Below are 23618 nucleotides of genomic sequence, written 5' to 3' on the forward strand. Positions count from 1 at the left end.
GGTTCATCCGAACCGGGGACGGCCGGGGATGGCTCACACCACGGACAGCCACGCCCCGTCACACAACGGGCGGCCGAACGCCCGGGCGCTCAGCCGAACAAAGGGAGTTGTCCGGACAGATCGGCCCGTTCGCCGCTCGCGGTGACCAGCGCGTCCTCGACCGCGTCCGCCCAGCCCGCACGGCCGGAGGCCAGCCGGATCCAGGTCAGCGGGTCGGTCTCGACGACGTTCGGCGGGGTGCCGCGGGTGTGCCGGGGGCCCTCGACGCACTGGACGACGGCGAACGGCGGGATCCGGACCTCCACCGAGCCGCCGGGCGCCGCGGCGGCCAGCGCGTCGGCCAGCATCCGGGTGACCGCGGCCAGGGCCTGCCGGTCGTGGGTGAAGGGGACTCCGGTGGCCGCGGCCAGGTCGTCGGCGTGGACGACCGCCTCCAGGAGCCGGGTGAGCGTGTAGTCCCCGACGGTCATGGGGCCGAGCACGGTGGCGAGCGGCGCGGCGGGGTCGGCGGCCGCGACGGCGGCGGAGAGCCGGCCGGCCGCTTCGTCCAACCGTGCCGCCACGGCGCCCGGTTCGTCGCCCAGGGCGCGGGCGGCGGCCGGCGCGGCGGCCGCGACGGGCTCGGCCCCGGACCGCATGGCGGACAGGTAGCCGCGCAGGTCCACCCGGGATGCGGCGGGGCCGGGCGCGGGCTCGGCGAGGCGGACGGGCAGGGACTCCAGGGCGAGGGCGATATGCGCGATCAGGTCGCGGACCGTCCAGTCGCCCAGGGGGGTGGCCGCCGCCAGGGACGCGGCGGCGTCCGGGCCCGCGCAGAGTGCGGTCACCGCCCCGCGCAGGGAGGTCAACTGCCCGTCCAGGGCGGCCCGGACCTTGGCGGGGTCGTAGGTGCGGGGCTTCGGCTTGCGCTGCGCGGCGGTCATGGGGTGAGCGTAACCAGCACGGGCGGGCGGACCGATGACGTGGTCAGCCCGCCGTGGCCGGCCGCTCCACTCCATAGTCGCCGAGGCCGAACTCCAGCATGTCGAAGGCCCGTTCCGCCAGCTCCCGGGCCTCGCCGGCGAAGGAAGCGGCGGTCTCCCCGGCCAGCATCCGCCGCTGGTTGAGGGCCACGAGGCCGTACCGCAGCCCGATGATCTGGCCGGCGACGACGCGGGCCATGGCCGGGTCGCCGAAAGCGGCCAGTTCGTCGGCGAGCAGCCACTCGCTGCGGTGGGCGATCTCCCGGGCGCGGGCCAGCAGGACGGGGGTCTCGACGATGATCCGGCGCAGCCGGAGGGCGAAGGGGGCGTCGGACATGCCGACCGCCGGGTCGGAGGCGTCGAAGGCGTCGAGGTACTGCCGGCGGACCGCGCGCACCACGGACTCGCCGGGGGCGCGTTCGCGGACGGCACGGGCGACGTCGTCGACGTGGTCCTCCAGGGCGCCGACGAGGATGTCCTCTTTGCTGCCGCAGTAGTTGAAGACCGTCATCTTCGAGACCTCCGCGGCGGCGGCGATCTCGGCGACGGAGACCTTGTCGTAGCCGCGTTCCTCGAAGAGTTCGACGGCGACCCGCATCAGCTTCTGGCGGGTCTGGAGCTTCTTGCGTTCCCGCAGCCCCGGCTGCCCTTGCGTCATACCGGAACTGTACCAGGATGAATTTTGAGCCGAACCAAAGTATTGACTGAGTACACATTCTTGCTCCAGGCTGTCCCCCATGACCACACCCATGACCGCCGCCCGGCGGCGCATCGGCTTCGTCGTCTGCCTGGTGACGATGCTGCTGGCCGTGCTCGACCAGAACATCGTCTCGGCCGTCACCGTCCCCATCGCCGAGGACCTCGACCCGGCCCACGGCATCGACCGCATCCCCTGGCTGATCACGGCGTTCGCCCTCGCGGCCACCGCCGCCCTGCCGCTGTACGGCAAGCTCTGCGACACCCTGGGGGCCAAGCGCGTCTTCCTGGGCGCGGTGACGGTCTTCCTCGTCGGATCGGCGCTCTGCGGCATGGCCGGCTCGATGGAGCAGCTCATCGCCTTCCGGGCCGTGCAGGGCATCGGCGGCGGTGGGCTGATGAGCGTCACCATGGTCGTCATCGCCCAGTTGAAGGACCCCGCGAAGCAGGGCGCCGGCAAGGGCTCCGCCGTCGGCGGTCTCGTCGCCGGCGCCGGCATGGCCGTCGGCCCGCTGCTCGGCGCGTACCTCGCCGCCCACGCCGACTGGCGCTGGATCTTCTACGTCAACCTGCCCCTGGGCATCGCCGTGCTCACCGTCTCCGCGGTGGTCCTCCGCCTCCCCGCGCCCGGCACCCGGCACCGCCTCGACTACCTCGGTGCCGCGCTGGCCGCCGCCTTCTCCACCACGCTGCTGCTGGTCACCGAGTGGGGCGGCCGGAAGTACGCGTGGGGCTCGCCGTTGGTGCTCGGACTGATCGGCGGGGCGGTGGTCCTGCTGGCCCTCTTCGTATGGCGGCAGGCCACGGCGGCCGAACCGGTGCTGCCGCTCGGGCTGTTCCGCGTCCGGACGGTGCGGCTCGCCTTCGCCGTGCAGGCCCTCTCGGGGGTGGCCTTCATGGGCTCGATCGTCTACGTGATGCTCTACCTGCAGATCGCCCGGGGCGTCACACCGACCGACGCCGGCCTCTTCATGCTCCCCCTGGCCTTCGGCATGACCGGCGTCGGACTGCTGGTCGCCCGGTTCGGCCGGGCGCCGCGGACCACCGTGCTCTCCGGCACGGTCTGCGCCGGCGTCGCCGTGGGGCTGCTCGCACTGTCCGGCACGGGCACCGACCTGTGGGCCGTGCGCGGCGAGATGCTGCTGCTGGGCGTCGGGTTCGGGCAGCTTCTGGGGCAGCTCATCGTCATGGTGCAGCAGGCCGTGCCCCGGCACCGGCTCGGGGTCGCCACCACGGGAATCCGCTTCTTCCAGACGCTGGGCAGTGCGCTGGGGACCGCTTTGTTCGGGACGGTGCTGGCGCGGGTGTACGCGGCGGAGGGGCCGGGTGGGTCGGCGAGCGGGATCGCGTCCCTGCGTGGCGGCGAACGCGTCGATGCGGTCGCGGCGTTCACGTCCGCGGTGGACGTGGTGTTCCTCTGCGCGGCGGGGGCGATGGTGCTCGCGCTGGTTCTGGCGGTGCGGCTGCCGCGGGGTGCGGCCACCGAGGAGTCGAGCCCCGGTCCCTCCCCCAGAGGGGGGACCCCCACTTCGCCGATTCCTGGGGCTGAGCCCCAGACCCCCTTGTCGCGGCTCCGCCGCTCGTCCTCAAACGCCGGACGGGCTTGATAGCGCGCCCGGGCGCACCACTCAGCCTGTCCGGCGTTTGAGGACAACCGCGCGGAGCGCGGTTTGGGAGACCTCCTACCCGAACAGCCCCGGCAGCGTCGCCTCGTGCGCCTCGCGCAGCTCCGCCAGCGGCAGCGTGAAGTGACCCTGGACCTCGACGGAATCACCGTCCACGACACCGATCCGCGTCGCGGGCAGGCCCCGCGCCCCGCACATGTCCGTGAACCGGAGCTCCTCGCTGCGCGGCACGGAGACGACCGCCCGTCCCGCCGACTCCGAGAACAGGAAGGTGAACGCGTCCAGGCCGTCCGGGACGACGAGCCGCGCGCCCTTCCCGCCGCGCAGGCAGGACTCCACGACCGCCTGGACGAGGCCGCCGTCCGACAGGTCGTGCGCCGCGTCCACCATCCCGTCGCGGGAGGCCGAGATGAGGATCTCGGCGAGGAGCTTCTCCCGGGCCAGGTCCACGGCCGGCGGCAGGCCGCCGAGGTGGTCGTGGATCACCTGGGACCAGGCGGAGCCGCCCAGTTCGTCCTTGGTGTCGCCCAGGAGGTAGAGGAGCTGGCCCTCCTCGGCGAAGGCCATCGGCGTACGGCGGGCGACGTCGTCGATGACGCCCAGCACGGCGACGACGGGCGTCGGGTGGATGGCGGTCTCACCGGTCTGGTTGTACAGCGAGACGTTGCCGCCGGTGACGGGCGTGCCGAGCTCCAGGCAGCCGTCCGCCAGGCCGCGGGTGGCCTCGGCGAACTGCCACATGACGCCCGGGTCCTCCGGGGAGCCGAAGTTGAGGCAGTTGGAGATCGCCAGCGGGCGGGCGCCGGTGGCGGCCACGTTGCGGTACGACTCGGCCAGCGCGAGCTGCGCGCCCGCGTACGGGTCGAGCTTGGCGTAGCGGCCGTTGCCGTCGGTGGCGACGGCGACGCCGAGGCCGGTCTCCTCGTCGATCCGGACCATGCCGGAGTCCTCGGGCTGGGCGAGCACCGTGTTGCCCTGGACGAAGCGGTCGTACTGGCCGGTGATCCAGGACTTGGACGCCTGGTTCGGGGAGGAGACGACCTTCAGGACCTGGGCGCGCAGCTCCTCGGCCGTCTCCGGCCGGGGCAGCTTGTCGGCGCCGTCGGCCTGGAGGGCGTCCTGCCACGCGGGGCGGGCGTACGGGCGCTCGTAGACCGGGCCCTCGTGGGCGACGGTGCGCGGCGGGACGTCGACGATCTGCTCGCCGTGCCAGAAGATCTCCAGCCGCTCGCCGTCGGTGACCTCACCGATGACGGTGGCGATGACGTCCCACTTCTCGCAGATCTCCAGGAAGCGGTCGATCTTGCCGGGTTCGACGATCGCGCACATGCGCTCCTGCGACTCGCTCATGAGGATTTCCTCGGGCGAGAGCGTGGCGTCGCGCAGCGGGACGGTGTCCAGCTCGACGCGCATGCCGCCGGAACCGGCCGAGGCCAGCTCGCTGGTGGCGCAGGAGAGGCCGGCGCCGCCGAGGTCCTGGATGCCCTCGACGAGGTCCTCGCGGAAGAGCTCCAGGGTGCACTCGATGAGGAGCTTCTCCTGGAAGGGGTCGCCGACCTGGACGGCCGGGCGCTTGGCGGGGCCGGTCGAGTCGAAGGTCTCGGACGCGAGGACGGAGACGCCGCCGATGCCGTCGCCGCCGGTGCGGGCGCCGTAGAGGACGACCTTGTTGCCGGTGCCGGAGGCCTTGGCGAGGTGGATGTCCTCGTGCTTCATCACGCCCACGCAGAGCGCGTTGACCAGCGGGTTGCCCTGGTAGCAGGGATCGAAGACGACCTCGCCGCCGATGTTGGGCAGGCCCAGGCAGTTGCCGTAGCCGCCGATGCCCGCGACGACGCCCGGCAGGACGCGCTTGGTGTCGGGGTGGTCGGCGGCACCGAAGCGCAGCGGGTCCATCACGGCGACCGGGCGGGCGCCCATCGCGAGGATGTCGCGGACGATGCCGCCGACGCCGGTGGCCGCGCCCTGGTAGGGCTCGATGTACGACGGGTGGTTGTGCGACTCGACCTTGAAGGTGACCGCGTAGCCCTGGCCGACGTCCACGACGCCGGCGTTCTCGCCGATGCCGACGAGGAGGGCATCGTTCTCCGGGGCCTTCTCACCGAACTGGCGGAGGTGGACCTTGCTGGACTTGTACGAGCAGTGCTCGGACCACATCACCGAGTACATGGCGAGCTCGGCGCCGGTGGGGCGACGGCCGAGGATGGCACGGATGCGCTCGTACTCGTCCTGCTTGAGACCGAGTTCGGCCCAGGGCTGCTCGGTGTCGGGAGTCTCGGCGGCGTGCTTGACGGTGTCGAGAGTCATCAGGCGTTGACCAGCTTCTTGAGGAGCGAGGTGAAGAATCCGAGCCCGTCCGTGCCGCCCGTGCCGATCAGCGGCTCGACCGCGTGCTCGGGGTGCGGCATCAGGCCGACGACGTTGCCCGCGGCGTTGGTGATGCCGGCGATGTCGCGGAGCGAGCCGTTGGGGTTGCCGCCCAGGTAGCGGAAGACCACCCGGCCCTCGGCCTCCAGCTCGTCCAGGGTCCGCTCGTCGGCCACATAGCGGCCGTCGATGTTCTTCAGCGGGACGGAGATCTCCTGGCCGGCCTCGTAGTCGGCCGTCCAGGCGGTGTCCGCGTTCTCGACGCGGAGCCTCTGGTCGCGGCAGATGAAGTGCAGGTGGTTGTTGCGGAGCATCGCACCGGGCAGCAGGTGGGTCTCGGTGAGGACCTGGAAGCCGTTGCAGATGCCGAGGACCGGCATGCCGGCCTTCGCCTGCTCGATGACGGTCTCCATCACCGGCGAGAAGCGGGAGATGGCACCGGCCCGCAGGTAGTCGCCGTAGGAGAAGCCGCCGGGCAGGACGACCGCGTCGACCTGCCTGAGGTCCTTGTCGCGGTGCCAGAGGGGTACGGGCTCCAGGCCGGCGATGCGGACGGCGCGCTGGGTGTCGCGGTCGTCGAGGGTGCCGGGGAAGGTGACGACCCCTACTCGGATGTTGCCGCGGCCCGAAGGGCCTCCGTGAAGGGTGGCGGTGGGCGACGGGCGGGACGTCACGAGTCGACCCGCACGGTGAAGTCCTCGATCACGGTGTTGGCGAGAAACGTTTCCGCCATCTCGTGGATCCGGGCGAGGGCGGCGTCGTCGACCGGGCCCTCCACCTCGAGTTCAAATCGCTTGCCCTGACGGACATCGGCGATCCCCTCGAAGCCCAGGCGTGGCAGCGCGCGCTGCACCGCCTGCCCCTGCGGGTCGAGGATCTCCGGCTTGAGCATGACGTCGACTACGACGCGTGCCACTGGCACTCCCGGTGGTGTGGTGCGTGAGCTGAAGCGGTGAAGCCAGCGTACCTGGCTCGAAAATCTACGCGGGTAGATATCACGGACGGTCCGGGCGCTTTACCCCGCCCTCTCCACCGGCCTCCGTCGAAAAAATCCGGGAAAAACACCGGAAGACCACACGGTTCCCATTGCACCCGGGCGGGCTGACGGAATTAACTGGGCCCCGTCGGGCAATATCCTTTGCGCAACGCCGGAAAAGGCATTGCCCGAGAACCACCTAAACCCATGCATCGCCGCAGGTCAGCGTGGCGATACAGGCTGAAAGGACCCATTCCGTGGCGCAGCGTGTGGTAGTGACGCTCTTTGATGACATCGACGGGGGCGAGGCCGCGGAGACCGTCACCTTCGGCATCGACGGCAAGTCGTACGAGATCGACCTCAGCACCGCCAATGCGAAGAAACTCCGGCACGCCCTGGAGCCTTACCTGGAGGCCGGCCGGAAGCGCTCCCGTTCCGGGAAGGCGTACCGCCGGACCTCCGTCGAGCCGGACCCGGCGGCCGTCCGGGCCTGGGCCCGTTCGCACGGCATGGAGGTGCCGCCGCGCGGGCGGATCCCCAAGAAGGTCTACGAGGCGTTCGAATCGGCGAACTGAGCCGCCCACCGGCTCCCGGGGCGGGAGGGGCAGGAGGGGCGGAGAGGCCGGCCGCGCCGGCTCAGCCCCCCTCCGGCCCCTGAGGGGCGCCCCCCTCAGGAGTGAACCGCGCCCCCCTCCCCCGGAGCGGGGCGGACGGATCCGGCCACCCCTCAGATTCCGGCCCCCGCACCGGATTTGCATTCCCCCCCACATGATCCGCTAGAGTCTGGAACACGCCGAGGGGCGAGGCCGAAAGGCCGAAGCCCACGAGACGCGCGGGTGTAGCTCAGTAGTAGAGCGCCCCCTTTCCAAGGGGGAGGCGCAGTGTGCGATCCCTGTCACCCGCTCTCGCCGTTCGTCGGCCGCTTCGGTGGCCGGACGAGTGGACGCGCGGGTGTAGCTCAGTAGCAGAGCGCCCTCTTTCCAAGAGGGAGACGCAGTGTGCGATTCCTGTCACCCGCTCCAGCCGTTCACCGGCCACGTTCGTGGCCCGGGGAATGGTCGCGCGGGTGTAGCTCAGTAGTAGAGCGCCCCCTTTCCAAGGGGGAGGCGCAGTGTGCGATCCCTGTCACCCGCTCTCATCGCTCGTCCCGACCACCTTGGTGGATCAGGTAGAGTGGTGTTCGCACCGCACGGAAGCGCGGAGCACATGCGGACGTAGCTCAGTTGGTAGAGCGCAACCTTGCCAAGGTTGAGGTCGCGAGTTCGAGCCTCGTCGTCCGCTCCATGAAAAGACCCCGGTCCCCGTGACCGGGGTCTTTTTCGTGTCCGACGACCAAGGGGATGATCATGGGGGCCGGGGGGGCCAAGGGCGTCACAGGGGTACGGACGCGCGTCGGCGGCTGGCGGGGACGGAGCAGGATCGCCCAGGTCGACAGCTACATGCGCTGGACGCTGTACCTGCTGCCGGGTGTCTTCCCGCTCACTCCCACGCTCGCCCTCTTCGGCGACTCCGACGACTTCCGCACCGGTGACATCGTCCTGCTGCTGCTCGGCTGGGCGCAGTGCGGCGTGGGCGCGGTGCTGTTCCGGCGGGCGCTGGAGCACTACCGGATGCGGCACCCCGCGCCCTGGCGGTGGATGGCGTTCTCCGGCGTGCTCCTCTTCCTCTCCGTCGTGCAGTTGGTCGCCCTGGTGCGGACGGACGGGCCGGAGCACCTCACCTCGCGCCCTATGGCGCTGATGGGCGGGGAACTGGTCTTCTTCGGCTCGCTCAGCCTGCTGGCGCCCCGGGTGCGGACGTACCTGTGGTGGTGCCTGCTGGGCGGCGTCGCGGCGGCCCTCACCATCCTGCCGTTCGGCGGCCGGCCCGTCGGCGCGGCGATCACCATGGTGATGGTCTGGTTCGCCGCCCTGTGGGCGCTGGCCACCGTGCGCAGCACGGGCTGGATGCTGGCGGTGATGTGGGAGGCGGAGAACGCCCGGACCGTCCAGGCGCGGCTGGCCGTCGCGGAGGAACGGCTGCGCTTCGGCCGGGACATGCACGACGTCCTCGGACGCAACCTCACCGTGATCGCCCTCAAGAGCGAGCTCGCGGCCGAGCTCGCCCGCCGGGGTTCGCCGGCCGCGCTGGAGCAGATGGCCGAGGTGCAGCGCGTGGCGCGGGACGCGCAGCGCGACATGCGCGAGCTGGTGCGCGGCTACCGGCGGGCGGACCTGCACACGGAACTGGTCGGGGCGCGCGGGGTGCTGGGCGCGGCGGGGATCGTCTGCCGCATCGACGACGGCTCCCAGGGCACGCTGCCGGACGCGGTGCAGTCCGTCCTGGCGTGGGTGGTGCGCGAGGGCACGACGAACGTGCTGCGGCACGCGGACGCCCGGCGCTGCGCGGTACGGCTGCGGGTCGTCGGGGCGTCGGCGGTGCTGGTGATGGAGAACGACGGGGCCTCCGGCGACCGGAGCGGCTCGGGCCGTGCGGAGGATGCCGACGGTTCGGGCGGCTCGGGGTTGGCGGGACTGCGCGAGCGGGTGACGGCGCTTGGGGGCACGCTGGCGGCCGGGCACCGGGGCCGGGGGGCGTTCCGGCTGACGGTGGAGGTGCCGCTGACGGCGGTGGAGGTGCCGCCGGTGGTGGAGGAGAGCCCTGCGGCGGGTGTGACGGAGGTAGGTGCTCCGGTGGCCGGCGGTGTGGAACGGGGCATTTCGGTGACCGGAGGTCCGGTGACCGACGGGCCGGCGGCGGGCGATCCCAAGGCCGGGGCCCCGGCGGCCGGCCGCTCGGCGGCGGACCTTCCCCCGACCGACGTCCCGGCGGCCGGGGACGGCGGGCGGGGCGTGCCGGCCGTCGGGAAACCCGGGGCCGAACGGGCCGCCGACGGGGAGGCCGGGGAGCCGGGTGCCCCGCCGGAGCCCGCCGGACTCACCCGGGACCGTGGAGGAAACGCGTGATCACCCTGCTGCTCGCCGACGACGAACACCTCATCCGGGGCGCGCTCGCCGCCCTGCTGGGGCTGGAGGACGACCTCCGGGTGGTCGCGGAGGCCGCCTCGGGGACGGAGGCGATCGCCATGGCCCGGGCGTACCGGCCCGACGTGGCGGTTCTGGACCTCCAGATGCCGGGAGCGGACGGTGTGACAGTGGCCACAGCCCTGCGGGCCGAAGTACCGGACTGCCGCACCATGATCGTGACCGGTCACGGGCGGCCCGGGCACCTGAAGCGGGCCCTGGAGGCGGGCGTCCGGGGGTTCGTCCCGAAGACCGTCTCGGCCCGGCGGCTCGCCGAGATCATCCGTACCGTGCACGCGGGAAGCCGTTATGTCGACCCGGAGTTGGCGGCCGACGCGATCAGCGCGGGCGACTCGCCGCTGACCGCCCGGGAGGCCGAACTGCTGGAACTGGCGGAGGACGGGGCGCCGATCGCGGAGATCGCGGAGCGGGCCCGGCTGACGCCGGGGACGGTCCGGAACTACCTCTCCGCGGCGGCCGCGAAGCTCGGTGCGGAGAACCGGCACGCGGCGGCGCGCATCGCACGGGCTCAGGGTTGGCTATAGTGGTACCCGCGCCGCCCGGTGAAGCCGGTCGGAAGCACGCGGACGTAGCTCAGTTGGTAGAGCGCAACCTTGCCAAGGTTGAGGTCGCGAGTTCGAGCCTCGTCGTCCGCTCAGTGTGAAGGCCCCGGTCCTGTGACCGGGGCCTTCGTCGTGTCCCGGTTGCCGGGGGCATGCGGCCGGTGGTCCCCTGCCCATGCCGGCGGTTCACTCCCTATGCCGGTGGTTCACTCCCCGTCCGGGAAGCGCAGGCGGAAGAGGGCGCCCGGCCCGTTCTCCGGCCGTTCCGCCGTGAGGTCCGCGCCGTGCGCGCGGGCGATCTGCCGGGCCATGGCCAGGCCGAGCCCCGAGCCGGGCAGGGCGCGGGCCTGCCGGGACCGGTAGAAGCGGTCGAAGACGTGCGGCCGGTCCTCGTCCGAGATGCCGGGCCCGTGGTCCCGGACGGTGAGCTCCACCGCGTCCGGGCGCCGGTCCAGGCGCACCTCGACGGCGGCGCCGGGCGGACTGAACTTGGCCGCGTTGTCCAGGAGGTTGGCCAGCAGCCGGGCGAGGCGGGCGGGGACGCCCGGCACGGTGACGTCCGCCGCTCCCCCGGCGTCCAGGGCGAACGGTGTGGCCGGCCAGTGACCGCGCGCGGCGGCCACACAGCGTTCCGTGAGCAGGTCGAGCCGTACCCGCTCGACGAGTTGGCGCGGCTCCTCGTCGCGGGCCAGCTCGATCAGGTCGTTGACGAGGCCGGTCACCTCGCGGAGCTGGCGGCCCAGGGCGCCGGCCGCCCGGTCGCGCTGGGCGGGAGTGAGCCGTTCGGCGCGGGCGAGGAGTTCGGCGTTGGTACGGAGGGCGGTGAGCGGGGTGCGCAGTTCGTGCGAGGCGTCGGCGACGAGCCGGCGCTGGGCGGCGACCGCGTCCTCCAGCTCGGCCAGCATGGTGTTGAAGCTGGTGGCGAGCCGGGTGATCTCGTCCCGGGAGCGCTCCTCGTCCGGTGGCAGGGTGATCCGGTGGGCCGGGTCGCGGGTGGCGGCGATGCGCTCGGCGGTGGCGGTGAGCCGGGAGACCGGGCGCAGGGCGGTCCGCGACGCGGCGTAGCCGAGCCCGGCCGCCAGCAGCACTCCTCCGCCGCCGACCGCGCCGAGCAGCAGCCCGGCCTGTTCGACGCCCTTGTCGACGGTGTCCGAGCGGACCGCGACCTGCAGGGCCCGGCCCTGACCGAGTGGGGTGGTGAGCATCCGCAGCGAGCGGCCGTCGCGGACGATGTCGCTGTAGTGGGCGCCGAGCGTGCCGGCGGCGACGCGGCGGGTGGCGCCGGTGACGGGCAGCACCAGGCCGCGCTGCCCGGGCGCGGCCGGATCGGCGGGGACGACCTGGGCGCAGGCGGGCGCGGCCAGCCAGGCGCACTCGGCGTAGAGCACGCCGGTGCCGCCGGCGCGCGCCTGCTGGACGAGGGTGCCGGCCTGCTGCTTGAGCTGGAGGTCCAACTGGTTCCGGATCTCGTAGCGGATCACCACGTACGCGGCGGCCAGCACGCCCAGCGCGACGAGCGCCACGGCGGCGGAGGTGACGACGGCCAGCCGGGTGCGCAGCGGGCGGCGGCGGAGGCGGGTGAGGGGGCCGGGGGTCACTGCGCGGCCAGCCGGTAGCCGACGCCGTGCACGGTGTGCAGCAGGCGGGGCGCGCCGCCCGCCTCCAGCTTGCGGCGCAGGTAACCGATGTAGACCGAGAGCGAGTTGGACTCGGGGCCGAAGTCGGCGCCCCACACGTGCTGCTGGATGGTGTCGCGGGGCAGTACCTGGCCCGGGTTGCGGAGGAACAGCTCCAGCAGGGTGAACTCGGTGCGGGTGAACTCCAGGGGCACTCCGCCGCGGTCACCGGTCCGGGTGACGGGGTCCACGGTGAGGTCGGCGTACCGCAGGCGCTCCGCCGCGCCGTGGTGGGCGTCGGCGCCGCCGGCCGGACCGGGGGCGGCACGGCGCAGCAGGGCGCGCAGCCGGGCCAGCAGCTCGTCCAGGGCGAACGGTTTGACGAGGTAGTCGTCGGCCCCGGCGTCGAGGCCCGCGACCCGGTCGGAGACGGCGTCCCGGGCGGTGAGGACGAGGATCGGCGTGCGGTCGCCGAGATCGCGCAGCCGGCGGCAGACGGCGAGGCCGTCGAGGACGGGCATGGCGAGGTCGAGGACGATCACGGCGGGCTGGGCGGCCGCCACCGCGGAGAGGGCCGCGAGCCCGTCGGCGGCGGACCGGACGTCGTACCCCTCGACGGCGAGACCGTCGACGACGGCGGCGCGGACCTCGGGGTCGTCGTCGACGACGAGCACGGCGGGGCTGACGGGCGGGACAGGAGCGGCCATGGTGTCCCACTGTGGCAGAGGGAGTCTGAGAGATCTCTTAGGACTGCGCCGTGGGGGCCGGGTCCGCGCCGTGAGCGCCGGGACCGCGCCGCGGCCAGGGGGCTCCCTTGTGGGCGTCGGGTGCGCTGTGGGTGCCGGACTGCACTGTGCTCACCCCGGGTTCCACCGTGAGCTGCCGGTTCCGCTGCGAGCACCGAGCCCGCCGTGAGCACCCGGGTCCACCGTGAGCTGCCGGTTCCGCTGCGAGCACCGGTTCCGCCGCGAGCACCGGTTCCACCGCCAGCGCCGGGCCCGCTGCGAGCACCGGTTCCACCGCGAGCGCCGGGGCGGGCGGGCCCCGAGGGGCCCGCCCGGGGGCGTCACGTCCAGCGGGTGAGCGTCAGCCGCTCGTACGCCTCCACGTAGCGGGCGCGCGTCTGCTCGACGACGTCCTCCGGCAGCGGGGGCGGCGGGAGTTGGCCGTGCCGGTCCCAGCCGGCGGCGGGCGAGGTGAGCCAGTCGCGGATGTACTGCTTGTCGAACGACGGCTGCGGGCGGCCCGGCTGCCACTGGTCGGCGGGCCAGAAGCGGGAGGAGTCGGGGGTGAGGACCTCGTCCGCGAGGACCAGCTCGCCGTCCTCCGCGCGGCCGAACTCGAACTTGGTGTCGGCGAGGACGATGCCCCGGTCGCGGGCGATGGCGCGGGCGCGGTCGTAGACGGCGAGGGTGATCTGGCGGAGTTCGGCGGCCGTCTCCGCGCCGACGCGCCGGGCCACCTCCTCGTACGAGACGTTCTCGTCGTGCTCGCCGACCTCCGCCTTGGTGGCGGGGGTGAAGATCGGGGAGGGGAGTTCGGCGCCGTCGGTCAGGCCCTCGGGCAGGGCGAGTCCGCAGACGGTGCGGTTCTCCTCGTACTCCCGCAGCCCGGAGCCGGCCAGGTGGCCGCGGGCCACGCACTCGACCGGGAGCATGTCGAGGGAGCGGCAGACGAGCGTCCGGCCCGCCCAGTCGGCGGGGGCGCCGGGCGGCAGCTCGGTGGAGAGGACGTGGTGCGGGACGAGGTCGGTGAGGCGGTCGAACCACCACAGGGACAGTTGGGTGAGGATGCGGCCCTTGTCCGGGATCTCGGTGGGCAGCACCCAGTCGTAGGCGGACATGCGGTCGCTGGCGACCATCACCAGTCGGCCTTCCGCGTCGCGGTAGAGGTCGCGCACCTTGCCGGTGTGCAGATGCACAAGGCCCGGCACCTCGACCGGTTCGGGCTTCTCGACGAATCCGGACACGCGTCCTCCTGGTGGTTTGTCCAAACGCCTTGATTCTGCCGTATGCGCCTGCCCGCTCGGAGTGGGGGTCAGGCCCGTTTGCAGATGTGGTCCAAGAGGTTGGCGGTGGCGCGCTGGACGCGTGGGTCGGTGTGGCCGGGCCGGTCCAGGGCGGGTGCCCAGCCGGAGGTGCCCGAGGCGAAGACCAGGGCGCCGCCGGGCGCCCGGTAGAGCGAGGTCTCCTGGTGGCGGCGGACCCCGTCGGCGTCGCGGTACGGGGAGTGGGCGAGCAGGATCCGTTCGGTGTGCGGGGGGAGGGCGGTGCGCGGGTGGTAGCGGTCGGCGTCGCCCGCGACCAGGCCGGGCAGCTCGTCGCCCTCGGCGGCGCCGGTGCACTCCCACAGCCAGTGATCGGTGTTGCGGACCACGAGGGGGGCGGGACGGGGGACGTGGCCGGCGTGCTGGATGCCGAGGAGCTGCTGCTCGGGGGCGGTGTCCCGCCAGGGGACGGCACGGCCGCCGGCGCGCTGCCTGCGGCAGGTCAGCAGCCGGTCGGGGCCGGCCGGCGAGGGCGCGGTCCCGATCTGCCGGGCCAGGGCGCCGGCGCCGAGGAAGACGAGTGAGGTACCGGCGTCGCGGGCGGCCTCGACGGCGCGGCGCAGGGGGGCGGACCAGTACCGGTCCGGGCCGGGGAAGACCAGGCCGCGGTAGCGGGTGGGGTCGACGCGGCCGGCGTGCAGGTCGGTGGCGTGGGCGTAGCCGAGGTCGTAGCCGTAGCGCTCGGCCCAGCGGATGACGTCGTAGACGTGCCCGACGTCGGGCGGCAGGCCCGTGCCCGCGTACGGGCGGTCGGCGCTGACGGTGACGGCCGCGCCCTCCTCGCCGAGCAGCCGTCCGCGCTCGTCCCAGGCATGCCGGAGCCCGGCGCCGGTGCGGCCGTCCTCCGGGTAGACGTTGTGCGCCTGCCAGGTGAGGTCGGGGAGGACCACCAGCAGGTCGGCGGCGGTGCCGTCGCGGACGGTGAACGGCACGTGCGCCCGCTGCCCGTCGCCCGTGGCCAGCACGGCGACGTAGGCGCCCGGCGGCCAGTGCGGGGGCACGTCCAGCCGCCAGGAGATCCACCAGTGGTGACACGACACGGCCCGCTCCGCGACCAGCGGCGGGGGCTGCACCAGCCCGTCCAGCGGCGGACTGGCCGCCATCCGCGCGGCCCCGTGGCCCGCGTAGTGGCCGACCCGGTACACCTCGACGGTGAACGGCCTCGGAGGCTCCACGGTGACCCGGAAGGCCACGGACTCGCCGGGCGCGACGGCCGCGTCGGACGTGAAGCCGCGGATCGGGCGGTGGACGTCGTCGGCCGTGGCGTACCAGGGGCGGCCGCCGGCGGTGGCGGTCAGCCAGGTGAGCGGGGGTTGGGGGAAGGGGTCGGAGGCGGCCCGCGCCATGGCGGCGGACTCCCAGGGATGCCGGGGGGCGCGATCCGCGGGGGCCTGGCCGGGCCCGGACGGCTCGCGGGCGCCCGGGACGCGCGGGCCGTGTGGGGCACGGCCGGGCACGGGGGACCCGGCGCCCGGGCCGGCCGCCGTGCCGGGACGGACGGCGTCCGCCCCGGCCGGGCGGGGGGCACGCGGTGTCCGGTCTTCCGGACGCCGGCCGGCACGGTCGGCCGCGGCAGGGCCGTCCGAGCCGCCCCGAGGCGACGGACGCCGGTCCGCACGGCCTTCCCGGCCCCGCCGCCCGGGCTCCTCCGCGTCGTACCGGCCGCCCCGGTCACGCCGGGCGCGGTCGGCGCCGGACCCGGCCGTCCCTCCCCGGTCGGTCTCATCCGTCAGGTCGCGGCGTCTCCCGGCCGGAGGGGGCGGGGGCGGGTCCCGGTCGGTCCGGCCGGGGGTGGTGGGCGGTGCGCCCCGGGGACGTCGCCGGGCATTCCCGGGCGCCGGATCGTCCGGCCGGCGGGTCGCTTCCCCCTGGTCCACGCGGTTGTCCCCCAGCGTCCTCAGCCCAGCCGTACGGGTTTCTCCGGGCGCACCCCGACCTCGCCCAGCCAGGCGCGCAGGGGCTCGCCGTCACCGTCCTCGACCAGGCTGAGGACGGTGCGGGCCAGGTCGGCGCGGCGGGCGCCGCCGACCAGGAGGGCGGGGCCGTCCAGCCAGTCCAGGCCCGGGGTGGCGCCCGCCGTGTCGACGGCGGCGCAGCAGATCATGGCCGTCACGTGGTCGGTGAGCAGCTCCCGGCCGCTGCGCGGGGGCTGGAGCGGGAACAGCGGGGCGAGCCCGTCGAGCCCCGGCTCGCAGGCCGCCGGCGGGCCCTCGGGGCCGGCCGGGCGGGACCCGTCACGGCCGGCCTCCCGGGCGATCTCGGCGCTGAGCCGCAGGCCCAGTCGCTCCCCCACGCCCGGGCCCGCCGGTCCGGTGAGGCGTTCCAGGACCCGGTCCACGGTGGGCGGGACGGGGGTGGCGGCGCTGCCGGGGGCGGGCGGGCCGGCGGTCGGGGCGCCGGCCGGGGCGGGTTCCGTGACGTCGTCGAGGACGTCCTCCAGGACGCGGTGCAGCCGGGCGGCCTCCACCCGCCATTTGCGGTCCACGACCTCCTCCGGGTACTGGCTCCAGCTCACCGGCGACCAGTCGGGCCCGGGCTCCGGCGGCCCACCGTGGAACAGCCGGGCGGCCAGCAGGGAGGCGGCCTCGTCGATGACGCCCGGTTCTTCCAGGAGGTCGCAGGCGGGCCGTTCGCCGAGGCGGGAGGCGAAGCCCTCCGCGAGCCGGTCCCGGCGGGACAGCTCGGTCAGCGCCGAGACGACACCCGCGTCCAGCCGGGACGGCCAGCGGCCCATCCGCCAGGCGGGCAGGGCGACCCGGTTGAGCAGCCGGTCCCAGCCCGCGTAGGCCAGGCCGACCTGTTCCTGGGCGACGACCCGCAGGCCGTAGTCGACCGTCTGGGCGCGCTCGGAGGCCGCCGCGGCGACGCCGCGCTCCATCTCGGCGGCGTGCTCGCGGCAGGAGCGCAGCAGGATCCGCGCCGTCCAGCCCACGAAGGCCAGCAGGGGGCGGCCGGCGGCCACCGCGACGGCCGCGTCGAGCCCGCGGACGAAGCGGCGGGCCGCCGCTATGTCCGGCTGCGCGGCCGGGCCGGTGCCCGCGACCACCGGGGCCAGCAGGGCACGCAGCTCGGCGACGCGCATCCACCACAGGAACGGCGAGCCGATCACCAGGACCGGCGCGGCACCCGTCCTGCGGCGGGGCAGCGGGCCGGTGCGGCCGGGCCCCGGGCCGGCGGTGCGGTGCGCCGGGTGGGTGCGGTCCTCCAGCCAACTGTCGCAGTCCGGGGTGAGCGCTATGGCCGAGGGGGCCGGCACGTCCATCCGGTCCGCCAGGTCGCGCACCAGGCGGTAGAGGTCCGGGGCGGTCTCCTCGGGGATGGGGACGGTGGGGCTGAGCGCGGGCCGGGCCCGGGCCACCACCGCGGCGACGACCCCGGCGAAGGCCAGCGCGGCCAGGGCCGCGGCGACGACGGCGGGACGGGCCACGTCCCCGACGCCGCCGTCCGGGATCCGGCCCATGAGCGTGCCGGCCAGCAGCACCACGGCGGCCGCCGCGGGCAGCAGGGCGACGGCGAGCGCGGTGCTGCGGACGCGCAGAACCGCCAGGGCGCGCAGGCGCGCGGCGTGCGCGCCGGCTTCCGTTCCTGCCACGAGACCGATCACCCCCAGTCGCCTGTAGTGCTCCGGCCGCCAGTTACCACCCCCCACTGTGGCACCGGCCTCTGACATCGCAATGCCGGTGGGCCAGTTGCCGGACGTTCGGCGGTCGGCCTGCGCGGCACCCTAGTGGGGCGTGGGGCGTTCGTCAGCCGGTTGGCGGATCGGTCACTCGATGGAATGGCTTTGCCCAAGGGTTCGGGCGCGGACCGGTTCGCGGTGGGCGGGGGGCACCCCCAACGGGCTGATTCAGCCCGTTGGGGGTGCCCCCTCTGGGGGAGTTTGAGGACTGGGGGTACCCCCTCTGGGGGAGCCCGAAGGGCGCTTCGGGGGTGCGGGGGCTCGCCCCCGCAAGAAACGGTGAAAGGGCGGGGCCGGGGCCTACTCCTTGCCCGCCGCGATGTCCGTCCGGTACTGCGCCCCGCGCATCCGCACCCGGGCCACCGCCTCGTACGCCCGCTCCCGCGCCTCGGGGATCCCGGCCCCCGTGGCCGTCACGGACAGCACCCGCCCCCCGGCGCTGACGACAGCGCCCGAAGCGTCGTGGGCCGTGCCCGCGTGCAGGACATACGCGTCGGAGACCGCGTCCGCCTCGTCCAGGCCCTCGATGACGTCTCCGGTACGCGGCGTCCCGGGGTAGTTGTGCGAGGCGACGACGACGGTGACGGCCGCGTCCTCGCTCCAGCGCAGAGGCGGGAAGGTCCCAAGAGCCCCCGTCGCGGCAGCGTGCAGCAGCCCCGACAGGGGCGTCCGCAGCCGAGCGAGAACCACCTGCGTCTCCGGATCCCCGAAGCGCGCGTTGAACTCGATCACGCGCACCCCCCGCGAGGTGATCGCCAGCCCGGCGTAGAGCAGGCCGGAGAACGGCGTCCCGCGCCGCCGCAGCTCGTCGACGGTCGGCTGGAGCACGGTCCGGAGGACCTCGTCCACCAGGCCGGGCTCGGCCCAGGGCAGCGGCGAGTAGGCGCCCATGCCGCCGGTGTTCGGGCCCTGGTCGCCGTCGAGGGCGCGCTTGAAGTCCTGTGCGGGCTGGAGCGGGACGACCGTCTCGCCGTCGGTGACGGCGAACAGGGAGACCTCGGGGCCGTCCAGGAACTCCTCGATCACCACCTGGTCGCAGGCGAGCGCGTGGGCGCGGGCCACGTCGAGGTCCGAGGTGACGACGACGCCCTTGCCGGCCGCGAGGCCGTCCTCCTTGACGACGTAGGGGGCACCGAAGGCGTCGAGCGCGGCGTCGATCTCGGCGGGGGTGGTGCAGACGTAGCTACGGGCGGTGGGCACGTTCGCCGAGGCCATCACGGACTTGGCGAACGCCTTGGAGCCCTCCAGCCGCGCCGCCTCGGCGGACGGCCCGAAGGCGGGGATGCCGCGGGCGCGGACCGCGTCGGCGACACCGGCGACCAGCGGGGCCTCCGGGCCGACGACGACGAGGTCGGCGTCGAGGGAGGCGGCCAGTTCCGCCACCGCCGAGCCGTCGAGGGCGTCGACCGGGTGCACCTGGGCGGTCTCGGCGATGCCGGCGTTGCCGGGAGCGCAGTGCAGGGCGGTGACGTCGGGGTCGAGGGACAGGGAGCGGCACAGGGCGTGTTCGCGGGCGCCGCCGCCGATGACGAGGACCTTCACGGGTGTCACCCTATTGCCTTCCGGAACGATCAACGCCGTGCGTCCCGGCTCCCCCACCTCTCCCGTCAGGCCTCGTCAGAACGTTTCGCCGCACCTGCCCCGTCACGTCCACACAGGCCACCCACTCTTTCGGGTGAGGGGGATATCGCCCCCTATACCCGATTCCCTGGCACTTACGGGCGGCAAAGGAGCGATCCGGCACACAAGGCCAACCGTTCGGCGGTAGGAAAGAGGCGGTGACAGGGGTACGGAGCAGCAGCGGTGAAGAGGGAGTGCAGGGGTGAGCCAGCCTGAGATGCAGCCCGAGGGGCTCCCCAAGGAGCAGGACGGGAGGCACCGGGGAGACCTGCGCGGCCGGACCTTCCCGCTCGGCGACTGGGGGGAGCCCGCTCAGCGGCTCGACGAGCTGTACCGGTGGGTGGAGAGCGGCGCGCTCCTCCTCGCCGACTGGTATCTCGCGGACCGCGCCTGGAAACGCCGTTGGGCCCGCGCCCTGCGGGTGGCCGCCGCGGTGTTCGCCGTCGTCGGCGCGGCGCTGCCGCTGCTGGAGCTGACGAAGGCCATCCGCACCGGCTCCACCTGGGCGTTCCTCGCCCTGCTGGGGGCGGTCGCGTGTGTCGCCTGCGACCGGTACTTCGGGCTGACGACGGGCTGGATGCGCGCGGTGTCGACGGCGCAGGCGGTGCAACGGCGGCTGGAGGCGCTCCAGTTCGACTGGGCGTCGGAGTGTGTGCGCGAGGTGCTGGGCCCCACGGAGGGCACGGCGAGCGAGGCGGCCGAGCGGTGTCTGACGGTGCTGCGCCGCTTCTCCGAGGACGTCTCGGAGCTCGTCCGGGCCGAAACGGCCGACTGGATGGTGGAGTTCCGTGCCGGGCCCGCTCCTCTGCTGACGCAGTCGCTGGTCGCGTGGGGGCCGCGGGGGGAGAACGGCGGGCCCGTCGGCCGGTTCCCGCTGCCGCCCGGCTCGCGGCCGAACATGCCGCGGCAGCGCCCGCCGGAGTCCCCGCGCTGACGACGGACGGCGGGTCCGGCCCGGTACGGCACAGCCGCCCGTACCGGGCCGGACCCGTTCCCGAAAGCTTTCCGCACCCGGCCGGGACGGCCCCGGCCGACCGAACCCCGGCCCCGGCTGCGGCTCCGGCTCCGGCTCCGGCTCCGGCTCCGGCTCCGGCTCCGGCTCCGGTCAGCTAAACACGATCATCGAGCCCTGCCCCAGGCTGCGCGTGACCGCCGCGTGCAGCCCCAGCCACACGTGCCGCTCGCGCGCGAACGGGCCGTCGTCCGCCGGCCCCGGCGCGGCCCGTTCGTCCAGGGCCGTGGGCTGCCGCGGTGCGGCGGGGGCCGCGGGCGGATTGGCCGGATCGATACCCAGCACCGGCGCCACGGACAGCAGTTCGCGCAGCAGGCCATGGCTCGACCCCAAGGGGCCCCCGCCCTCCAGGAGTTCGTCGCTCGTCAGCGGGTGGGCGAAGTCCACGGGAACGTAGGCGCCCGCGTGGTCGTAGTGCCACACCAGGTGCGACCGCTGGGCCGTGTCCTCGAACATCTCCAGCAACTGCTCGTAGTCGCCGCCCAGTTCGTCGACGGGCGTGACCGTCAGCCCGCACAGGTTCAGCAGGTGGGCGCGGCGGAGGAAGTGGAGCGCGTCGTAGTCGAAGCCCGCGACCGGGGCCACGTCCCCGGAGAGGCCCGGCATGTAGCCGAAGACGGGGACGGGGGGCAGACCGGCCGCGCCGAGGGCCCGGTCGTAGACGGCGATCTCTTCGGCGAAGGGGTTGTCGGGGCTGTGGCACAGCACGTCGACGAGGGGGACAAGCCAGAGGTCACATGCCACGTGAGCTCACTCTCTGTTCGCCTTCGGTGCGATGGTCGGGCCAGGGTAGTGCCGCCGAGCTGGTTGTCACACAGGGGCGACGGACATGGACGTGGGGATTCCGTCCGGTTTCGGGCACGCCCGTGATCCCCCCGGCACGTCCGCCACCCCACGCCTGCGATCCCCTGTCACACGCCCGCCGTCCCGCGGGCGTGCCCGCGTTCACACCCCGCGGCGCACGTCCCACACCCAGACTCCCCCGACCCACCGCGGCGGGGTCCCGGTCAGCCGCTCGACGGTCTGCCGCAGCGGATCCGCCCGGTCCTGCGGCGGCAGGACGATGGCGTCGGCCCGCCAGTCGGCCAGGTCCCGGCCGAACGCGCGGCGCGTCCCGGCGTCGACGTCCGCGGCCCGGCCGGTCTCGCGCACCTTCTTCAGCAGCTCGGCGGTGACGGTGGGCACGGGCCCGTAGATCCCGCGCCGGTCCTTTCCGTAGGGACCGTTGAAGTAACCCCCGGGCAGCGTGAAGCCGAAATCCGCCCGCACCTGCCAGCCCAGCGCCGTGACCTGCCCCGGGTCCGGCACGGGCACCGGCACCAGCGACCGTCCGGGCCGTACGTACTCCCGCCAGTGCCCGTCCGCGACGAACGCCGGCACCGGCGCCCGCTCGACGGTCGGGTACGGCGTGGGCAGCAGCGGCACCAGCGCCACGGCCAGCGCGGCACCCGCCGCGAGCCGCCGGCCGTCCGCCCGCTCACCGCGCGGGCGGCGGGCCGCGAGCCGGTCGCAGGCGAGGGCGAGGAGGACGCCGAGGGCCGGGGCGCAGACCATGGCCGTACGGGACTCGATGACGGACTCGAACAGCGGCAGCTCGCCCACGACCCGCCACGGGCCGGGCAGCGTGTGGACCGTGCCCGGCAGCGGGATGTCCCGCCCGAGCGAGAGCACGGCGGCGGCCAGGGCGGTGAACCCCAGGGCGCGCACCAGCGGGCGCCGCCACATCCGCACGACGAGGACGGTTGCGAGCAGCACCAGCGGCCAGCCGAAGAACGCGTTCTCCTCGGTCCGGTTGAGGGACAGGGACGCCGCCTTCCGTTCGTCCCCGGCCAGTGACCGGGTCGGGAACTCCAGCAGGGCCATCGGGTTGTTGCCGACCGGCCCGTGCAGCACGCTGTGGTAGCTCTGCGCCCCGAAGAACTGCCGGTACAGCGGCACGGCCAGCAGCACCACCGCCACCAGCGCCGCCACGCCCAGCCCGCGCAGCAGCGGCCGGGCGGCCTCCCGCGCCGTGCCGGGCGCGGCGACGGCGTACGCGAAGGCGAAGAGGAGCAGCCCGGTCACGGCCAGCAGCAACACCTCCTCGCCGAGGAACACCTGGTAGACGAGGAGCAGGCCGAGCACCACGCCGTCCCGGACGGTCCGCCCGCCCTCGCACAGCCGCAGCGCCCGCTCGATGATCAGCGGGATGACGAAGAGCACGGCGAAGTTGGGGTGCGCGGTGCCGTGCGAGATCATCGGCGGCGCGAAGGCGCAGAACCCGCCGCCCACGGCCGCCGCCCACCGGGCGCGGACGAAGCGTTTCGCCAGCAGCCGGTACCAGGCCCAGGCGGTTCCGGCCAGTCCGCCGGTGAGCACCACCGCCCAGGTGACGTGCGGGCCCAGGGCCAGCGTCAGGGGCGCGAGGGGGACGGAGACACCCATCATGGTCGTGTTGGCCATGAGGTTGACGCCGTAGGGGTGGTTCTGGAGATCGGTGAAGAACGGGTCCCGCAGGTGCGCGACGTTGTCCGCGGTGACCGCGAAGAACCACTCCCACTGCTGCTGGTCCGAGGCCGAGTCGACGAGGTACGCGGTGCCGGGCGCCGCCCACAGCCCGCCGTACAGGAAGAAGGCGAGCAGCAGGAAGCAGGCGGCCGTGACCGGCCCGGCCGGACCGGCGGCCCGGATCCGCAGCCGGACCAGGTCGCCGAGGACGGCGGCGTACGCCGGCGGGCGCAGCTTGGAGCCCGGCCGGTGGTCCCAGCGGACCGGCACCTCCGCGACCTCCCAGCCGTTGCGGCGGAAGAGGCTCAGGATCTCGACGTCGAACGCCCAGCCGTTCAGCCGGGAAGCGGCGAACGCCGTCCGGGCCCGCTCGCCCTCGAAGAGCTTGAACCCGCACTGGGTGTCCCGCACCCCGGGCGCGGCCAGCGCCCGGATCACCCCGGCACCCGCCCGTCCCAGGGCCTCGCGCAGGGCGTGCTGGCGGATGCCTATCCGAGACCCGGGCAGTGCCCGCGAGCCGACGGCCGCGGCGGCACCGGCGTCCAACCGAGCAATCAGGAGCGGCAGTTCGGCCATGGGGGTGGCCAGGTCGGCGTCGGTGACCAGGACGCGCCTGCCGCGCGAGGCCAGGACGCCGGTGCGGACGGCGTGGCCCTTGCCGCGGTTGGCGGGCGAGCCGAGCAGCCGGACGCGGGGGTCCTCGGCGGCGGCGGCACGGACCACGTCGGCCGTGCCGTCCGTCGACCCGTCGTCGACGACGATCAGCTCCCAGGTGTCCGTCCCCTCCTCGTCGAGGTGGGCCCGGATCGCCTTGAGGCTGGGGGCGAGGCGGTCCTCCTCGTTGTAGGCCGGAACGACCACGGACAGGCCTACGGTGCCGGCGTGCCGCCCCTCTGCGGGCGGCCACGGCGGTTTCTCGGACGTCATGTCCTCAAGACGGTCCGGCTGATCGTTGGGTTGCACATC

The 23618-nt window shown here is 74.3% G+C and carries 18 protein-coding genes and 5 tRNA genes; 10 read left to right on the forward strand and 13 right to left on the reverse strand.

All coding sequences use genetic code 11. The annotated features are described in order from the left end of the window. Positions 1-89: 89 nt before the first annotated feature. Entirely contained in the window at positions 90-923 is an 834-nt protein-coding gene (locus tag ACZ6X9_RS27450; protein ID WP_469780691.1) for a sterol carrier family protein, read from the reverse strand. A gap of 43 nt (positions 924-966) precedes the next feature. Next, positions 967-1620 carry a TetR/AcrR family transcriptional regulator gene (locus ACZ6X9_RS27455; protein WP_469780692.1) on the reverse strand — a complete coding sequence of 218 codons (654 nt, stop codon included), beginning with the start codon at positions 1618-1620 and terminating at the stop codon, positions 967-969. A 79-nt stretch (positions 1621-1699) separates the two neighbouring features. On the opposite strand from ACZ6X9_RS27455, the gene ACZ6X9_RS27460 reads away from it, so the two are divergent. Beyond that, positions 1700-3265 (forward strand): MFS transporter, encoded by a 1566-nt coding sequence (locus tag ACZ6X9_RS27460; RefSeq protein WP_469780693.1) that lies wholly within the window; start codon positions 1700-1702, stop codon positions 3263-3265. Positions 3266-3340: 75 nt separating this feature from the next. Here ACZ6X9_RS27460 and purL read toward each other — a convergent pair whose 3' ends face one another. Genes purL through purS form a run of 3 tightly spaced genes read right to left on the reverse strand, consistent with a single transcriptional unit; the run spans position 3341 to position 6566 of the window. Continuing rightward, on the reverse strand, positions 3341-5590 hold the full coding sequence (purL, locus tag ACZ6X9_RS27465; RefSeq protein WP_469780694.1) for a phosphoribosylformylglycinamidine synthase subunit PurL: 2250 nt from the start codon (positions 5588-5590) through the stop codon (positions 3341-3343). Then, positions 5590-6264 carry a phosphoribosylformylglycinamidine synthase subunit PurQ gene (gene purQ / locus ACZ6X9_RS27470; protein WP_469780840.1) on the reverse strand — a complete coding sequence of 225 codons (675 nt, stop codon included), beginning with the start codon at positions 6262-6264 and terminating at the stop codon, positions 5590-5592. Before purQ ends, purL begins: the two co-directional genes overlap by 1 nt. Before the next feature lie 56 nt (positions 6265-6320). Further along, positions 6321-6566, reverse strand: coding sequence for a phosphoribosylformylglycinamidine synthase subunit PurS (purS, locus tag ACZ6X9_RS27475; RefSeq protein ID WP_006604673.1), 246 nt, complete (start codon positions 6564-6566; stop codon positions 6321-6323). Between the two features lie 317 nt (positions 6567-6883). Between purS and ACZ6X9_RS27480 the strand changes: the two genes are divergently transcribed. From ACZ6X9_RS27480 to ACZ6X9_RS27515, 8 genes are all read left to right on the forward strand, one after another. Beyond that, positions 6884-7201 carry a histone-like nucleoid-structuring protein Lsr2 gene (locus ACZ6X9_RS27480; RefSeq protein WP_469780695.1) on the forward strand — a complete coding sequence of 106 codons (318 nt, stop codon included), beginning with the start codon at positions 6884-6886 and terminating at the stop codon, positions 7199-7201. Positions 7202-7458: 257 nt separating this feature from the next. Then, a tRNA-Gly gene (locus ACZ6X9_RS27485) sits at positions 7459-7530 on the forward strand. Between the two features lie 43 nt (positions 7531-7573). Next, a tRNA-Gly gene (locus ACZ6X9_RS27490) sits at positions 7574-7648 on the forward strand. Positions 7649-7688: 40 nt separating this feature from the next. Then, positions 7689-7760 (forward strand) — tRNA-Gly (locus ACZ6X9_RS27495). Between the two features lie 74 nt (positions 7761-7834). Further along, a tRNA-Gly gene (locus ACZ6X9_RS27500) sits at positions 7835-7910 on the forward strand. A gap of 62 nt (positions 7911-7972) precedes the next feature. Continuing rightward, positions 7973-9571, forward strand: a complete 1599-nt coding sequence (locus ACZ6X9_RS27505; protein WP_469780696.1) for a sensor histidine kinase — start codon at positions 7973-7975, stop codon at positions 9569-9571. Positions 9572-9576: 5 nt separating this feature from the next. Beyond that, the gene (locus ACZ6X9_RS27510) at positions 9577-10173 is read left to right on the forward strand and encodes a response regulator (protein ID WP_469780841.1); all 597 of its coding nucleotides are present in this window, start codon (positions 9577-9579) and stop codon (positions 10171-10173) included. Between the two features lie 38 nt (positions 10174-10211). Then, a tRNA-Gly gene (locus ACZ6X9_RS27515) sits at positions 10212-10284 on the forward strand. Between the two features lie 113 nt (positions 10285-10397). On the opposite strand, the gene ACZ6X9_RS27520 is transcribed toward ACZ6X9_RS27515, so the two are convergent. From ACZ6X9_RS27520 to purD, 6 genes are all read right to left on the reverse strand, one after another. Further along, entirely contained in the window at positions 10398-11789 is a 1392-nt protein-coding gene (locus tag ACZ6X9_RS27520) for a HAMP domain-containing sensor histidine kinase (protein WP_469780697.1), read from the reverse strand. Then, on the reverse strand, positions 11786-12514 hold the full coding sequence (locus ACZ6X9_RS27525) for a response regulator transcription factor (protein WP_469780698.1): 729 nt from the start codon (positions 12512-12514) through the stop codon (positions 11786-11788). Before ACZ6X9_RS27525 ends, ACZ6X9_RS27520 begins: the two co-directional genes overlap by 4 nt. A gap of 359 nt (positions 12515-12873) precedes the next feature. Then, a complete protein-coding gene (locus ACZ6X9_RS27530; RefSeq protein ID WP_469780699.1) occupies positions 12874-13776 on the reverse strand; it encodes a phosphoribosylaminoimidazolesuccinocarboxamide synthase in 903 nt (300 codons plus the stop codon). A gap of 68 nt (positions 13777-13844) precedes the next feature. Continuing rightward, positions 13845-15200 carry a N,N-dimethylformamidase beta subunit family domain-containing protein gene (locus ACZ6X9_RS27535; protein ID WP_469780700.1) on the reverse strand — a complete coding sequence of 452 codons (1356 nt, stop codon included), beginning with the start codon at positions 15198-15200 and terminating at the stop codon, positions 13845-13847. 551 nt (positions 15201-15751) lie between these two features. After that, positions 15752-17455 (reverse strand): hypothetical protein, encoded by a 1704-nt coding sequence (locus tag ACZ6X9_RS27540; protein WP_469780842.1) that lies wholly within the window; start codon positions 17453-17455, stop codon positions 15752-15754. Positions 17456-17833: 378 nt separating this feature from the next. Then, entirely contained in the window at positions 17834-19075 is a 1242-nt protein-coding gene (gene purD, locus ACZ6X9_RS27545; RefSeq protein ID WP_469780701.1) for a phosphoribosylamine--glycine ligase, read from the reverse strand. Positions 19076-19370: 295 nt separating this feature from the next. On the opposite strand from purD, the gene ACZ6X9_RS27550 reads away from it, so the two are divergent. Beyond that, positions 19371-20087 (forward strand): SLATT domain-containing protein, encoded by a 717-nt coding sequence (locus ACZ6X9_RS27550; RefSeq protein ID WP_185944428.1) that lies wholly within the window; start codon positions 19371-19373, stop codon positions 20085-20087. Positions 20088-20258: 171 nt separating this feature from the next. On the opposite strand, the gene ACZ6X9_RS27555 is transcribed toward ACZ6X9_RS27550, so the two are convergent. Both ACZ6X9_RS27555 and ACZ6X9_RS27560 read right to left on the reverse strand, forming a co-directional pair. Then, on the reverse strand, positions 20259-20909 hold the full coding sequence (locus ACZ6X9_RS27555) for a hypothetical protein (RefSeq protein WP_469780702.1): 651 nt from the start codon (positions 20907-20909) through the stop codon (positions 20259-20261). Between the two features lie 201 nt (positions 20910-21110). Then, a complete protein-coding gene (locus ACZ6X9_RS27560; RefSeq protein ID WP_469780703.1) occupies positions 21111-23579 on the reverse strand; it encodes a glycosyltransferase in 2469 nt (822 codons plus the stop codon). Positions 23580-23618 lie beyond the last annotated feature (39 nt).

It is taken from the genome of Streptomyces sp. NPDC052910, assembly GCF_055585605.1.

Excerpts from the sequence above, each read along its gene's own strand:
- ACZ6X9_RS27560 (WP_469780703.1), bottom strand. The coding sequence starts at position 23,579 with ATGACGTCCGAGAAACCGCCGTGGCCGCCCGCAGAGGGGCGGCACGCC.
- ACZ6X9_RS27455 (WP_469780692.1), bottom strand. The coding sequence starts at position 1,620 with ATGACGCAAGGGCAGCCGGGGCTGCGGGAACGCAAGAAGCTCCAGACC.
- ACZ6X9_RS27525 (WP_469780698.1), bottom strand. The coding sequence starts at position 12,514 with ATGGCCGCTCCTGTCCCGCCCGTCAGCCCCGCCGTGCTCGTCGTCGAC.
- ACZ6X9_RS27505 (WP_469780696.1), top strand. The coding sequence starts at position 7,973 with ATGGGGGCCGGGGGGGCCAAGGGCGTCACAGGGGTACGGACGCGCGTC.
- purL (WP_469780694.1), bottom strand. The coding sequence starts at position 5,590 with ATGACTCTCGACACCGTCAAGCACGCCGCCGAGACTCCCGACACCGAG.
- ACZ6X9_RS27550 (WP_185944428.1), top strand. The coding sequence starts at position 19,371 with ATGCAGCCCGAGGGGCTCCCCAAGGAGCAGGACGGGAGGCACCGGGGA.
- ACZ6X9_RS27535 (WP_469780700.1), bottom strand. The coding sequence starts at position 15,200 with ATGGCGCGGGCCGCCTCCGACCCCTTCCCCCAACCCCCGCTCACCTGG.
- ACZ6X9_RS27460 (WP_469780693.1), top strand. The coding sequence starts at position 1,700 with ATGACCACACCCATGACCGCCGCCCGGCGGCGCATCGGCTTCGTCGTC.
- ACZ6X9_RS27450 (WP_469780691.1), bottom strand. The coding sequence starts at position 923 with ATGACCGCCGCGCAGCGCAAGCCGAAGCCCCGCACCTACGACCCCGCC.